The organism is Rosenbergiella epipactidis, from assembly GCF_018494055.1.
GTDB classification, from domain to species: Bacteria; Pseudomonadota; Gammaproteobacteria; order Enterobacterales; family Enterobacteriaceae; genus Rosenbergiella; species Rosenbergiella epipactidis.
The window spans coordinates 82,925-96,981 of record NZ_JABBFQ010000006.1; the positions used below are offsets into that span (position 1 = coordinate 82,925).

Below are 14,057 nucleotides of genomic sequence, written 5' to 3' on the forward strand. Positions count from 1 at the left end.
ATACAGGCTGTTTCACTCGATAATGGGTTGTTATGGCACTCACTTCAGCAATAAAAGCGCAAATCAGCGATTGGTATAAAAAACTTCAGCGAAACGTTGATGATTTTATCCCTCGGCTGGCACAGCGTCAGATGATGGCGGAAGTAGCCAAAACCTTGGCCGGTGACTCGGGCCGACATTTAGCCATCGAAGCGCCGACCGGGGTAGGGAAAACCCTTTCTTACCTTATCCCCGGTATTGCGGTCAGTCGAGAAGAGAGTAAAACCCTCGTCGTCAGTACGGCTAATGTTGCGTTACAAGATCAAATTTACGGTAAAGATCTGCCGCTACTCAAACGCTTTATCCCCGATCTCACCTATACCACTGCCTTCGGTCGGCGACGTTATGTCTGCCCGCGTAACCTCTATTTTACGGGTGATAATAGCCAGCCGGATCTGCTTTACCTTTTGGATGACGATTCGCTCAGTAGCCAAGCGCCAGGGGCTATCTCGCCGCAGGAACAACAACAATGTGAACAGCTGCAGCAGGGGCTTGATAAGGGCAGTTGGGACGGCGTACGTGACCACTACCCAGAGAACATTAACGATCGTTTATGGGCGCGCTTATCGACGGATAAAGCGCATTGTTTAGCTCACCATTGTCAATGGTATAAAGAGTGTCCTTTCTTTTTGGCACGGCGTGATATTGACAGTGTTGACGTGGTGATCACCAACCATGCTCTAGTGATGGCGGCCTTAGAGAGCGACTCTGTATTACCTCCCGCGAAAGATTTATTGCTGATTATGGATGAAGGACATCATCTTCCCGATGTTGCGCGCGATGCCTTAGAGATCAGCGCGGAGATTACGCCGAGCAGTTTAGGTCTCCAACTCGATCTGTTTGCAAAAACGATTGAGCAGATCTCTGCGCAATTTACGCTGAAATCTCCGCCAGCGCTGGCGAAGCCCGAACGATTGGCGGCCCACCGAGAAACGATTGACGAGTTAGTCATGGCCTTTACACAGGCTTTATTACCTCAGGTTAAGGCTGCGCCGGAGCAGAGTTATCGATTTGTGATGGGGGAACTACCCGACGCGCTTAGGGAGCAATGTGAACAGCTGTATAAACTTTATGACGGATTACGCGCGGCAGCCGAGACGTTATTAAATTTCTTGGGCGAACAAACTGGCAAAGCAGATATGGTGCGGATTCACCGCGGCATGCTGCAGCTCAATCGTTTTTTCGGCCATTTTGAAGCGCAGTCAAAATTATGGCGCCTAGCGGCATTGCGACAACTGTCTGGGGCGCCAGTGTCGAAATGGGCAAGCTTAGAGACAGCGGAGGATAAACTGCAACTATGGTTACATTGTGCGGGCATCCGTGTCAGTACGCAGCTTGAAAATATCCTTTGGTCAAAGGTCCCGCACACTATTTTAACCTCGGCTACTCTGCGCAGCCTCAACACTTTCAATCGCTTTCAGGAACTCTCTGGGTTAAGCGAAAAAGCCACTGACCGCTTTGTCTGCCTAGAGAGTCCTTTCAATCATGCGCAGCAGGGTAAGTTGATCATCCCGCAGATGCAGTATGAGCCTGATTTCCAACACGAAGCATTACACCTTACTGAAATGGCAGGGATTTTCCGCCAGACGCTGGTGGAATCGAATCATAAAGGGATTTTAGTCCTCTTTTCCAGCATGCGTGCATTGCAGCAATTCGTCACCTTGATGAGCGATAAACGCTTAGCGATGTTAGTTCAAGGTGACCAACCGCGCACGCGATTGATCGCACTGCATCGTGAGCGAGTGCTAGCAGGGCAACAAAGTATTCTGATTGGTTTGCAATCTTTTGCGGAAGGACTGGACTTAAAAGGGGATTTACTGACGGCGGTTCACATTCACAAAATTGCGTTTGCTCCCATTGATAGTCCAGTGATCGTAACAGAAGGTGAGTGGCTTAAGAGTAAGCAACGCTATCCTTTCGAAAGTCAGAGTTTACCCACGGCTTCATTCACGTTAATCCAGCAAGTCGGCAGATTAATACGCAGCCATCATTGCCACGGTGAAATTATTATTTATGATCGTCGGCTGATAACACGTCAATATGGAAGCCGACTCTTGGCCTCGCTGCCGGTCTTTCCAATTGAACAGCCAAAATTTGCGCCGAATGATGCTAGCGTAGTACCTTCAGCGTTAAAGCAGAAAACAGCCCGTCGTCGTACATCGCGTAAGTAGAGAACTCATGGATATTAAACAAGTAATTAAAGAGATTGGTCGTGGCAAACTGCATGCTCGCCATCTTGACGAAGAGACTGCGGCGGCGCTTTATGGCGCGATATTAAGGGATGAGGTTGATGATCTCTCTCTCGGGGCGATCTTAATCGCTTTACGGATTAAAGGAGAGGGAGAAGAAGAATTACTGGGTTTCTACCGGGGACTGGAGGCGTTTTTACCACAATGGCCAGCCTTGCCGAATACTTTAATCATCCCGAGCTATAATGGCGCTCGCCGCCAAGCGAATATGACACCCCTTTTAGCGTTGTTACTGCATAAGTGTGGGGTGAATGTCTTTCTACACGGTGTCCATAATGACCCGACGCGTATTACTAGCGCAGCGATCCTTGCGGCAATGGGTATCAACCCGGCAGGTGATATTGCTGAAAGTCATCAACAGCTTTTAAAGACGGGTTTCTCGTTTATGACAATCGATACGCTATGCCGCCCTTTAGCGAAGCAGCTCGACTTAAGGTGGCATCTCGGTCTGCGTAATAGCGCTCATACCTTAGCGAAACTTATTTCACCCTTTGTTGCACAGGCGGGAGTGCGGCTGACTAGCGTGTCACATCCTGAATATCTACCCAAAGTGACGCAATTCTTCCGTGATATTCAGGCTAAGGCACTGGTCTCTAACGGGTGTGAGGGCGAAGTCTATCTTAATCCGCAACGACCTTCGGCAATGCACTATGTCGATACTGATACGAACGAAACCTTAGAAATCCTAGCGCGTGGTGTGCCTGCACAAACGCCGTTGGCTGCGAACAAAGAGATTGCGACCACAATTGCGTGGATGCAGGCCGTGTTAGATAAACATATCGCGATTCCACTGCCACTTCGCGAGCAGATGATCAGCTGCTTAGTCGTTTGCGGACGTTTTGGTTTACAGCGCGATGCGGATTTATGGCTTACGGAGCAAGGTTACTGATGCACCCTAGAAATCGTTATCAAGGCCATTATGATTTAACAGCACTCTTTAGGTTGGAACCTAGCCTCAAAACCTGGTCGACTCTGACGCCCACCGGTAAAGAGAGCCTAAACTTCGGCGAGCCTGAAGCCGTTAAGCTGTTAAATAAAGCGCTGTTAAAACATTGGTATCAAGTAGAGTGGATGTTACCCGATGATCACCTATGCCCACCCATACCGGGTCGAGCCGATTATATCCACCACTTAGCGGATTGTTTGGCCGACGACTTGCCAACCCCATATGGTCCCGATATTTCTGTTTTGGATATTGGTTGTGGCGCGAACTGTATTTATCCGTTAATCGGCAGCGCCGAATACGGTTGGCGATTTACGGGCAGTGATTGTCAGCCTGAGTCGATTCGCGCGGCACAGCAATTGTTAGCCATGAATACCGGGTTGACGCGAGCGATTCGCTTAAGAAGGCAAAGAGACTCACGAAAAATTTTCGACGGTATTATACAGCCGAATGAGTTTTATCATGCGACCTTATGTAACCCTCCGTTCCATACATCGGCGCAGGCCGCGGCACAAGGTACAGCGAGGAAAAACAATCACTTAGGCCTGGCGACTGAGCAGCTCAATTTTGCCGGACGTTACCATGAACTATGGTGTCCGGGCGGAGAGATTGGCTTTATAAGCCAGATGATCGACGAAAGCGTAATTTATAAAAACCAAGTATTGTGGTTTACGACCTTGGTCGCCAAGCAGCAAAGTTTAGGTACGTTAAGAAAAATATTAAGGCAAAAGTCTGTGCCAGTGGTTAAAGAAATAGAGATGGGGCAGGGGAATAAAAAGAGTCGACTGTTGGTGTGGAGTTTTCATACTAAGCGAGAAAGAAAAGCATTGATGAAGCCAGCCTAAGCTGGCTTCGCGAGTAATTACTCGATATTTGCTTCGATAAACCATAAGAACTTATCTAGGTCGCGAGAGGCTGCGGTGAAGATATCGGCAGTATCTTCATCGTTAACATCGCTGATCGCCTTACGTACATCGTTAGCGACCAACGCATAGCGCTCTGCTAAAGCAACTAAGTGATCTTGAACATTGTGGATGTTCAATGGGTAGCTTTTTAATGGTGTTTTGTCATTGACCACTTGGGTGGTACCCAGTGCGACGCCACCTAACTGTACGGCACGTTCGGCCACATTGTCCTGGTGCTCAGTGATAGCAGTGCGGAATCCATCAAGCATCTCATGAACAGCCATAAAGTTAGCACCGCGCATATTCCAGTGCGCTTGCTTAGTGATCAGTGAAAGATCAATCAGTTCAACCACGATTTTGTTTAATACTTGAATCGTTGCGGCTTTATCTTCATCCGACACGTCATTGCGGGTGTAAAGCAGTTCAGTATTATTTTTTTTAACAAGTTTTGCAGTACTCATGAAAAATTCCTTCTTGTTATGAACCTATTGAAATCAACTGAAACTAGTATAGCAGTGCATTGAAAAACTGCAGCAAGGTCTAGCCTATCAGTGAGATAGACTGAATAATTTAACCCTAATGAGAATGATTTTTCTTTTTAATCTTAATGCGTTTGATACGACCAGCCTTAGGTTTCATGGTCAACGCTGACCCTGCCGAAGCCAATACTATTGCCAATAGCCCGACAAGTTGGGTAAGGGTTAAGTGTTCATTGAGAAATAAAAATCCTGAGAAGGCAGCAACAGCCGGTTCCATACTCATTAGCGTGCCAAATACTCTGGCAGGTAAACGCGTTAATGCCATCATTTCCAAGGAATAAGGTATCGCATTTGAAAGTAACGCAACCAATAGCCCGACAGGAATAATGGACCAATGCCAAATACCGGGTTCTGCCATGATGAGTCCGGTGGGTACAAAGACCAACGAGGCGATGAGTGATCCCACCGCTACCGTTGCCGCACCATGTTCCGCCCCGGCTTTTTGACCAAATATAATGTAGATAGCCCAACAGGCACCTGCCGCCAAAGCAAAAAACGCCCCGAGCGGATCAATATTATTCGCGCCACCGTGGACCGGTAGTAACATCCACAGACCGCTGACGGCGATAATGATCCATAAAAAATCGGTGAGTTTGCGAGAATTAGCGAGTGCAAGCGTTAGCGGCCCAACAAATTCCAACGCGACGCCGATTCCTAACGGGATAGTCCGCAAGGCCATATAAAAGAGGAAATTCATCCCACCTAAGGCAAGGCCATAGAAAATTAATGGCCGACGTTGTTCGGGGGAAAACGTTAATCGCCAAGGTTTAAACATCCCCCACAACATTATCGTAGAAAGACCTAAACGTAACGCCGCAACACCTGGGGCACCCACTTCAGAGAATAATGACTTAGCCAAAGAGGCTGCACCTTGTAAGGTAAACATGGCAATGAGCAACAGGCCGATTGGGTAAAATACCGATGCAGCACCTTTTTGCAGAGTGGTCATAGCGAGCTCAAATCTGGTGAATGGTAGGGTAGAATTGTATTGAAACGTGAAAAAATAGCTATAGAGATTCAGAATATGCTTAAAGATTTGTTATTTTACAAAAAAAATAAGGTGCTTTTTTTGAACAATTAAGTCATGTTTATCAGTAAGATAAGTGATAATGTACACGTTATGTTACATGTTGCTCGGGGTTGGACAACAAAATTCGAGCAGAGTTTCTTACTTTTTTTTGTTATATTTCATCTGTTGTCAGTAAAAATAAAAGTAATTTCACATTGAGGTTATTATGAAAAAAATTGCATGTCTTTCAGCTTTAGCTTGTTTACTCGCCGTTTCTGCAGGTTCTGCAATGGCTAAAAGCACCGTTACTGGTGGTTACGCACAAAGCGATTACCAAGGTGTTTTAAACAAAGCTAACGGTTTCAACTTAAAATACCGTTACGAAGATGAGTCTAACCCATTAGGTTGGATCGCATCTTTCACTTACACTGAGAAAGATTCCAACAAAAACGTTAATGACTACCGTAAAGGTCAGTACTACGGCATCACTGCAGGTCCTGCTTACCGTCTGAATGACTGGGCGAGCATCTACGGTGTTGTAGGTATCGGTATCGGTCGCGTTCAAAACAACGCTGAAGGTCACGGTGCTGCAGGTTACAACAGCAAAAGCAACAGCGATGTCGGCGTAGCTTACGGTGCTGGTCTGCAATTCAACCCGTGGGAAAACGTTGCACTTGACGTTGGTTACGAGCAAAGCCGTATCCGTAACGTGGACGTTGGTACTTGGATCGCTGGTGTTGGTTACAGCTTCTAATTGTACAGTTCCAAAAAAACGACCCTTTTGGGTCGTTTTTTTTTACCTATAGAAAATGCGTAGTAGGCGTTTTAAGAGGTAAAGGCGTAATTGAAAAGGAGAGAGTGTCGCGTAGCCGTACCAAGACGACTGGACAGGCGAGGGTTGAGCACGACTCGATGTCTGAGGGTGTTCTTGGTTACAACGCATAGCTCGACCTCCTCAACAATGATGACAGAATAGTCAACGTTAATAATTTATAGCACAGGCTATATTGTTTAGCCAATGCTATGTGAGAAAAGGGTTGAGCTTGACCTCATCTCGTTTAAGATAGTGAGCATGGTCGGCAATGTCGACATTGGCCTTTGTAAGGAATTTCGATGAATCACCCTAACACTCGTGTAAAGCCAACAATTGGCCCAATTAAAGATCTAGAAAACCATGTTGAAGGGTTTAAACAGGTTAGAGAAGCGCATCGACGCGAACTTATTGATGACTACCTTGAGTTAATTTCTGATCTTATTCATGAGTTTGGCGAAGTCCGTCAGGTAGATATGGCTGCACGATTAGGTGTTTCACAACCCACCGTAGCAAAAATGCTGAAACGTTTAGCGGCTGCCGGGCTTATTCAACAAATCCCATATCGTGGGGTATTTTTAACTCAAGAAGGTGAAAGTTTGGCTCAGCAGAGCCGAGAGCGCCATGCAATAGTTGAAGAATTTTTATTAAGTCTAGGTATTTCGCCGGAAGTCGCGCACTGTGATGCCGAAGGGATCGAACACCATGTTAGCGATGAGACCTTAGCCGTTTTCAAAGTATTTATCGCCCAAAAAAAAATTAATCTCTAAAATAAGCCGCGAGAAATCGGTATTTTCCTTATAAAGAGTAGGGGATAATTAGTGATTACGGCTATTATTCCCTCGTCAATTTAACGCTGCTCTTTCGTCGTTATTGTTACCGAACCTCAAGACGTATTATTTTTTTTTCTGAAAATTATGTTAATTAATCAAAATTCTTTTACACTATAAGAGAAAGTAATGAACACAATTTTTGAATGGAATCAGTACCAGAATTATCTGAAACTGGTAGTTACTTAATAAAGTATATTCCAATGTTAGATTAAAAGCGTTTAATGATTTAACAATTTCAAAAGTAATGAATTTGTAATGAAGGTGTCAGATCTCTTTACCTTGAAATAATATTTATTTTTAGAATTAATATTTTCTAATTTTCTATTTATTTTCTAAACTAATTTCGGTAACCTTGGCATTATTGTGATTTTTAAAATTTATAGAAAGGGAAAAAATAATGAGCGACGTTTTTAAACTACTGAACAATATCCGTACACTCCGCGCACAAGCTCGCGAAGTTGAGTTAACTGATCTGGAAGAGATTTTAGAAAAATTAACGACTGTCGTGACCGAACGTCGTGAAGAAATTGAAGCTGAAGAAGAATTAAACCGTGAGAAAGCGGAAAAGCTTTCTAAATACCGCGAATTATTAGCGGCCGAAGGTATCGACCCAAGCGAATTACTAGGCGCAGCAGAGACAAGTAAAAAACGTGCTAAACGTGCACCTCGCCCTGCTAAGTATGCGTATACTGATGAGAATGGTGAGAAGAAATCTTGGACTGGTCAAGGCCGTACTCCAGCTGCTATCAAAAAAGCGCTGGACGAAGGTAAATCACTGGATAGCTTCTTAATCTAAGCCTCAGTGCTCTTGAAGAACCAGCGCTTGCGCTGGTTTTTTTATTGTTTTTCTTTCTGTAACATTCAGAGAATTTTTCCAGATGAGTTATAATTACCTTATCATGTCGTGATTACACAGCGGTAAATTCTGTCAAGTCATACTCCATCATTGCCCAACCCCATTAATTAAAAGGCTTAATCGTGTTAGTAACCAATAACGTAACCATGCAATTTGGTAGTAAACCACTATTTGAAAATATTTCTGTTAAATTTGGCGGAGGTAACCGCTATGGGTTAATTGGCGCAAACGGTAGCGGTAAATCAACCTTTATGAAAATTTTGGGACGTGATTTACAACCAACGGCGGGTAATGTTGCGCAAGATACGAATGAGCGTATTGGTAAGTTACGCCAAGACCAGTTTGCTTTTGAAGCCTTCAGTGTCTTGGATACAGTGATAATGGGCCATGATGAGTTATGGCAAATTAAGCAAGAAAGGGACCGTATTTACGCATTACCGGAAATGAGTGAAGAAGAAGGCTATAAGGTCGCCGATCTCGAAGTCCTCTATGGTGAAATGGATGGTTATAGCGCTGAAGCGCGTGCGGGAGAACTGTTACTGGGTGTTGGAATTGAGGTCGATTTACATTATGGCCCTATGAGCGAAGTCGCTCCTGGCTGGAAGCTACGTGTATTACTTGCCCAAGCACTGTTTTCTAATCCTGATATTCTGCTATTAGATGAACCGACCAACAACTTGGATATCGATACCATCCGCTGGTTAGAACAAACGTTAAATGAGCGTGATAGTACGATGGTTATTATTTCGCATGACCGTCACTTCCTAAATATGGTCTGCACCCATATGGCCGATTTGGATTACGGTGAAATTCGTGTGTATCCAGGTAATTACGATGAATACATGACGGCGGCTACGCAATCTCGTGAGCGCCTACTTTCTGATAATGCTAAGAAGAAAGCACAGATTGCAGAACTGCAATCTTTCGTTAGCCGCTTTAGTGCTAACGCATCGAAGTCACGCCAAGCAACATCGCGTGCGAAACAGATCGATAAAATTAAATTAGATGAAGTCAAAGCATCGAGCCGACAAAATCCCTTTATCCGCTTCGAACAAGATAAAAAACTATTCCGTAATGCTTTAGAAGTTGAAGCGTTAACCAAAGGATTCGATAACGGACCGCTATTTTCAACACTGAGTCTCCTCCTCGAAGTCGGAGAGAAATTAGCGATTATTGGTGCCAACGGTATCGGTAAAACCACGTTACTTAAAACGTTAGTTGGTGATGTCACGCCAGAAAGTGGCAGTGTTAAATGGTCTGAAAATGCTTCAATTGGTTATTATGCTCAGGACCATGAATACGAATTTGCAAACGACTTAACGGTTTTTGACTGGATGAGCCAATGGATGCAAGCGGGTGATGACGAGCAATCAGTAAGAAGTGTGCTGGGTCGTTTGCTGTTTAGCCAAGACGATATTAAAAAGCCGGCTAAAGTGCTATCTGGAGGGGAAAAGGGGCGGATGCTATTCGGTAAATTAATGATGCAAAAACCGAATATCTTAATTATGGATGAGCCAACGAACCACTTAGATATGGAATCCATCGAATCGTTGAATATGGCACTAGAAATGTTCGAAGGGACGCTGATCTTCGTTTCACATGACCGCGAATTTGTCAGCTCCTTAGCCACTCGGGTTCTGGAAATTAAACCCGGTAAAGTCAGCGACTTTACCGGTAATTATGAAGATTATCTTAATTCCCAAGGTATCAACTAGTGACCACTGTGCCTAACGCTTATTGAGGTTAGGCACAAAGCTCACAGTGTGGATTTCGCTTTACCTTTAACGAGGTAAAGCTGAAATTCATCGCATCGTAAAGCAGGTACCGGCCTTGTGTGGTACTGCCATATTGGGTCAAATGCCTAATCGCTTCCATTGCTTGTAAACTCCCGATAATTCCAGTCAGCGGTGCCATCACGCCATTTTCTACACAGCTACCGATAGGTTCGCCAAAAAAATGGCTGAGACACTCGTAGCAAGGCTCGTCCTTCTGCCAAGTAAAGCTGATCACACAACCTTCCATTCGGATAGCTGCGCCTGAAATGAGCGGAGTAGAGGTCGCAAAACAATGACGATTTATCTGCTGGCGGCTCGAAAGCTGGTCGGTACAATCGATAACTATCTGCTGTTCAGCACAGCGTACCTGCCATTCACTGGATTCATCGACAGCTTGCTGCACAACACTGATTCGACACTCTGGATTACGCAAGGCGAGCTGATGTTGTGCCACCTCAACTTTCGCTTTCCCGCAGTCGGTCTCAGTGAAGAGTATCTGTCTAGGAAGGTTAGAGAGGCTGACGGTATCGGGATCAACTAATGTTAGCTGGCCGATGCCGCTTGAGGCTAAATAAGTCGCCACAACGCAGCCTAACCCTCCCATTCCTACAATCATAACGTTTGCTGCGGCGAGCTGTTGCTGCTTATCAATATCAAAATCTTTTAGGGCTATTTGCCGGTCGTAGCGTAATAACGCATTATCAGATAAAGGCATCATGCACCGTCTAAAAATTCGGGGAAGGGCTGGATCATCACTTTCTCACCTTGGGAGAGTGAACCCGACTCACGCGGCAAGCAGATAAAACAGTTGGCATGCGTAAAGGTACTGAACATATGCGAACCCTGTTTATCATCCGCTGTGACGTGGAGTTCACCGTGCTGAGATCGATAATATCCACGCTGAAATTCGGTCCGGCCCGGTTGCTTAGTGATTGGGGCAGTCAAGGTTGCAGTGAAGGAAGTGAAAGGCGCAGCAGTGATCCCTTGTAATCGGAGGATCATCGGGTAGACCAGCTGGCAAAAAGTCACCACAGCTGAAACGGGATTACCGGGTAATCCACAAAACAGGCTTTCGCGTAATCTTCCGAAGGCGAAAGGCTTACCGGGTTTCATCGCTAACTTCCAGAACCTAATGTTCCCGCACGCCAATAGCACATCACGGGTATAGTCAGCAGCCCCTACCGATACGCCACCAGTACTAATGACCAAATCAGCCTGATGATCCGCGCGGTGGAAAGCGTCGGTCAGTGACGGTTTATTATCCGGGATAATGCCTAGGTCGATCACATTACAGCCTAGACGTTGTAGCATTAATGAAATCGCAAAGCGGTTAGTGTCGTATATCTGCCCAGCCGCGAGAGGGGTTCCTGGTAAGACCAGTTCATCTCCGGTCGAAAAAATCGCTACGCGCAGAGGGCGTATGACCTTGACGTTTTGTATACCTAAAGATGCCAATAGAGGAAGATCTTTCACTTTAAGACGGACACCAGCCTCAAGTACGACTTGTCCTTGACGAATATCTTCACCCACTCGTCGAATATTTTGCCCAGCCTTTACGGCTGACTTCAGCTGAATACCTTGTGTCGTCCTGTCGGTCTGCTCTTGCATAATAACGGCTTCACAGCCTTCGGGGATCGGTGCTCCAGTCATAATTTGGACAACGTGACCGGCGGGCAGGGAACCCGGATAGGGATTACCAGCAAACGCCTGACCCGCAATCGGTAAAGTCTCGACGGCGTGGAGATCAGACAGCCGTAAAGCATAGCCATCCATCGCTGAATTATCGAAACTGGGTACATTGAGTGGAGAGATAATCGGCTCGGCCGTCACCCAACCCAAGGCCTCATTAATGTTCAGGGTTTGTGAGGAAATAAGCGGGGAAAGGTCATCGAGTAAAAGTGCTTGGGCGTCTTCGACGGAGAGTAGGTCCGCGGTAAAGGGTTCCATCTTAACCTCGTTCAATGGGGTAATTGACTATAGAGTAACACGTTAGTAACGTTTGCTGGGTGGAGGAGTCTCTTCTTTTCCCGGTGATAATAGGGCTTAGTCTAATCAATCAGCATAGCAATTACGGGGTCGTGCGTCTTAGCGTGCCATGATGAGAGACTCAACGTTGAAAAAAAATTGTAAATCTTTTAACACGACTGTAGATACTGACACTCTGTCAGGATATCCTCGTTTTCAACGAGTTAATTAGGATTGAGTAAAAATAATGCGCCCATTAAAGATGTCGACCCCGCTTCGCCCAGCGTTACTCGCTGTATTGATTATTGCCCCAAGCATTGCTTTTGCTGACCCTCAACCTAATGCTCCGCAGGTTGAGGCTAAAGCATGGGTGCTGATGGACTATGATAGCGGTAAAGTTCTCACCGAATCGCATGCCGATGATCGATTAGATCCTGCTAGTTTAACCAAAATGATGACCAGCTATGTGGTAGGTCAAGCATTGAAAAGTGGAAAAATCAAGTCGACGGATAACGTGATCATTGGTCAAGACGCGTGGGCCACGGGGAATCCAAAACTGCGTGGCTCGTCGGTGATGTTCCTGAAACCCGGTTCACAGGTCTCTGTGGCTGACCTTAATCGCGGGGTCGTTATTCAATCGGGAAATGACGCCTGTATCGCACTTGCTGATTATGTTGCGGGCAGCCAAGATACCTTTATTGGCTTAATGAATAATTACAGTCAAAAGCTTGGCCTTAAGAATACCCACTTCACCACCGTGCATGGCCTCGATGAGCCTGGCCAATACAGTACCGCACGTGATATGGCACTGATTGGTCAAGCCTTAATCCGTGATGTACCGGAAGAATACGCGCTGAATAAAGAGAAAGAGTTTAGCTTCAATAATATTCGTCAACCTAACCGCAACCGTCTATTGTGGAATTCATCGCTGAACGTTGATGGGATTAAAACGGGATACACCTCAGGAGCGGGTAATAATTTAGTGGCTTCTGCGACATCCGGCAATATGCGCCTTATTTCAGTGGTACTGGGTGCAAATACCGACTCTGTCCGTTTTCGTGAAAGCGAAAAATTGTTGAATTGGGGCTTCCAAAACTTCGAAACGTTATCGCCTATTAAAGCTGGCAAACCCTTTGTACAGACTAAAGTCTGGTTTGGCGAGACGAAGCAGGCTGCGCTAGGCGTAATGGATAACGCTTCTGTTACCGTTCCTAAAGGTCAGGTGAATGCGTTAAAGGCCGATTATACCTTAAACCAAAATCAGCTTTCCGCCCCGCTGACTAAAGGGCAGGTGGTCGGCCAAGTGAATTTCCAAATCAACGGGAAAGTTGTCGATCAGAAACCTTTAGTCGTATTGGAAGATGTGAAAGAGGGTGGAATGTTCAGTCGATTAGTTGATTACGTCTGGCTGCATATCTCTGCCCTGTTTGCTAAATGGTTCTAATGAGTACGCAATAGCGACCATAAAAAAGTCAGGATTTTGGAGTCAGTCCATTTCCTGGCTTTTTTGTTTCAAGCAATCATTAATCTTGTGTCCAACCCCAGCGGATCGGTAAGGCAAACAGTTGGCGATACACTTTATGAGCGAAGCTTAAAAGTGCTTGCCCATAAAATCTCCAACCCAGCTCGGCCGATAAACAGCCAATCATTCCCACCAGCAGTCCACCGACCATATCGAGTGGCCAGTGTACACCAAGATAAATACGTGACCACGCGATCAACACGCCAACGGCAAGCAGTGCAATGCCCGACCAGGCGCGATGCCAGAATAGGAAGGCTAAACTGAAGGTAAAGATAAAGGTGCCGTGATCGCTTGGGAAAGAGGTATCTGCAGAGTGATTCAACCAATGATATCCCAAGCCAATCGCGAAGGGCCGAGGGTGTGGGAATATTACACCGATGACGAAGGAGAACACGATAGCGTAGAGTAAAGCGGTTGCTGTCTTAAGTACCAGCTCACGGCGCGAATCTAAGCAATTTTTAGGTGACCAGAGCCATAGACCGACCACGAGTAGCGGAATGATACCGACAACATCTTTAGCCAAAATGGTGGCGAAATTAATCAACCAATGAGGAGAATCTGGAGTCGCATTAAGCCATAAAAAAAGTTGAGTATTCAACTGCTCCATAATA

Annotated in this window: 13 protein-coding genes; 8 read left to right on the top strand and 5 right to left on the bottom strand. The window is 45.7% G+C overall.

Annotation, left to right across the window (positions count from 1 at the left end; all coding sequences use genetic code 11):
* The first annotated feature begins 32 nt into the window (after positions 1-32).
* Genes dinG through rlmF form a run of 3 tightly spaced genes read left to right on the top strand, consistent with a single transcriptional unit; the run spans position 33 to position 4,076 of the window.
* The gene (gene dinG / locus HGT71_RS10750; RefSeq protein WP_214217757.1) at positions 33-2,210 is read left to right on the top strand and encodes an ATP-dependent DNA helicase DinG; all 2,178 of its coding nucleotides are present in this window, start codon (positions 33-35) and stop codon (positions 2,208-2,210) included.
* A 7-nt stretch (positions 2,211-2,217) separates the two neighbouring features.
* Entirely contained in the window at positions 2,218-3,177 is a 960-nt protein-coding gene (gene ybiB, locus HGT71_RS10755; RefSeq protein WP_214217758.1) for a DNA-binding protein YbiB, read from the top strand.
* The gene (gene rlmF, locus HGT71_RS10760; protein ID WP_214217759.1) at positions 3,153-4,076 is read left to right on the top strand and encodes a 23S rRNA (adenine(1618)-N(6))-methyltransferase RlmF; all 924 of its coding nucleotides are present in this window, start codon (positions 3,153-3,155) and stop codon (positions 4,074-4,076) included. Before ybiB ends, rlmF begins: the two co-directional genes overlap by 25 nt.
* Before the next feature lie 17 nt (positions 4,077-4,093).
* On the opposite strand, the gene dps is transcribed toward rlmF, so the two are convergent.
* Positions 4,094-4,597: a DNA starvation/stationary phase protection protein Dps gene (gene dps / locus HGT71_RS10765; RefSeq protein WP_214217760.1), complete on the bottom strand. Its 504-nt coding sequence runs from the start codon at positions 4,595-4,597 to the stop codon at positions 4,094-4,096.
* A 115-nt stretch (positions 4,598-4,712) separates the two neighbouring features.
* Positions 4,713-5,624 carry a threonine/homoserine exporter RhtA gene (gene rhtA, locus HGT71_RS10770; RefSeq protein WP_214217761.1) on the bottom strand — a complete coding sequence of 304 codons (912 nt, stop codon included), beginning with the start codon at positions 5,622-5,624 and terminating at the stop codon, positions 4,713-4,715.
* Positions 5,625-5,910: 286 nt separating this feature from the next.
* On the opposite strand from rhtA, the gene ompX reads away from it, so the two are divergent.
* The 4 genes from ompX (at position 5,911) to HGT71_RS10790 (ending at position 9,899) form a co-directional block, all read left to right on the top strand.
* Positions 5,911-6,438, top strand: coding sequence for an outer membrane protein OmpX (ompX, locus tag HGT71_RS10775; protein WP_048911852.1), 528 nt, complete (start codon positions 5,911-5,913; stop codon positions 6,436-6,438).
* A 359-nt stretch (positions 6,439-6,797) separates the two neighbouring features.
* A complete protein-coding gene (gene mntR / locus HGT71_RS10780) occupies positions 6,798-7,265 on the top strand; it encodes a manganese-binding transcriptional regulator MntR (RefSeq protein WP_214217762.1) in 468 nt (155 codons plus the stop codon).
* A gap of 460 nt (positions 7,266-7,725) precedes the next feature.
* A complete protein-coding gene (locus tag HGT71_RS10785; protein WP_099822410.1) occupies positions 7,726-8,124 on the top strand; it encodes an H-NS family histone-like protein in 399 nt (132 codons plus the stop codon).
* Positions 8,125-8,306: 182 nt separating this feature from the next.
* A complete protein-coding gene (locus HGT71_RS10790) occupies positions 8,307-9,899 on the top strand; it encodes an ABC-F family ATPase (RefSeq protein ID WP_214217763.1) in 1,593 nt (530 codons plus the stop codon).
* Positions 9,900-9,927: 28 nt separating this feature from the next.
* Here HGT71_RS10790 and moeB read toward each other — a convergent pair whose 3' ends face one another.
* Both moeB and moeA read right to left on the bottom strand, forming a co-directional pair.
* Positions 9,928-10,677, bottom strand: a complete 750-nt coding sequence (gene moeB, locus HGT71_RS10795; protein WP_214217764.1) for a molybdopterin-synthase adenylyltransferase MoeB — start codon at positions 10,675-10,677, stop codon at positions 9,928-9,930.
* Positions 10,674-11,906, bottom strand: coding sequence for a molybdopterin molybdotransferase MoeA (gene moeA, locus HGT71_RS10800; RefSeq protein WP_214217765.1), 1,233 nt, complete (start codon positions 11,904-11,906; stop codon positions 10,674-10,676). Before moeA ends, moeB begins: the two co-directional genes overlap by 4 nt.
* A gap of 265 nt (positions 11,907-12,171) precedes the next feature.
* Between moeA and HGT71_RS10805 the strand changes: the two genes are divergently transcribed.
* Entirely contained in the window at positions 12,172-13,368 is a 1,197-nt protein-coding gene (locus HGT71_RS10805) for a serine hydrolase (protein WP_214217766.1), read from the top strand.
* A 79-nt stretch (positions 13,369-13,447) separates the two neighbouring features.
* Here the strand turns inward: HGT71_RS10805 and ybjG are convergent, their stop codons facing one another.
* Positions 13,448-14,053 carry an undecaprenyl-diphosphate phosphatase gene (ybjG, locus tag HGT71_RS10810; protein WP_214217767.1) on the bottom strand — a complete coding sequence of 202 codons (606 nt, stop codon included), beginning with the start codon at positions 14,051-14,053 and terminating at the stop codon, positions 13,448-13,450.
* Between the last annotated feature and the right edge of the window lie 4 nt (positions 14,054-14,057).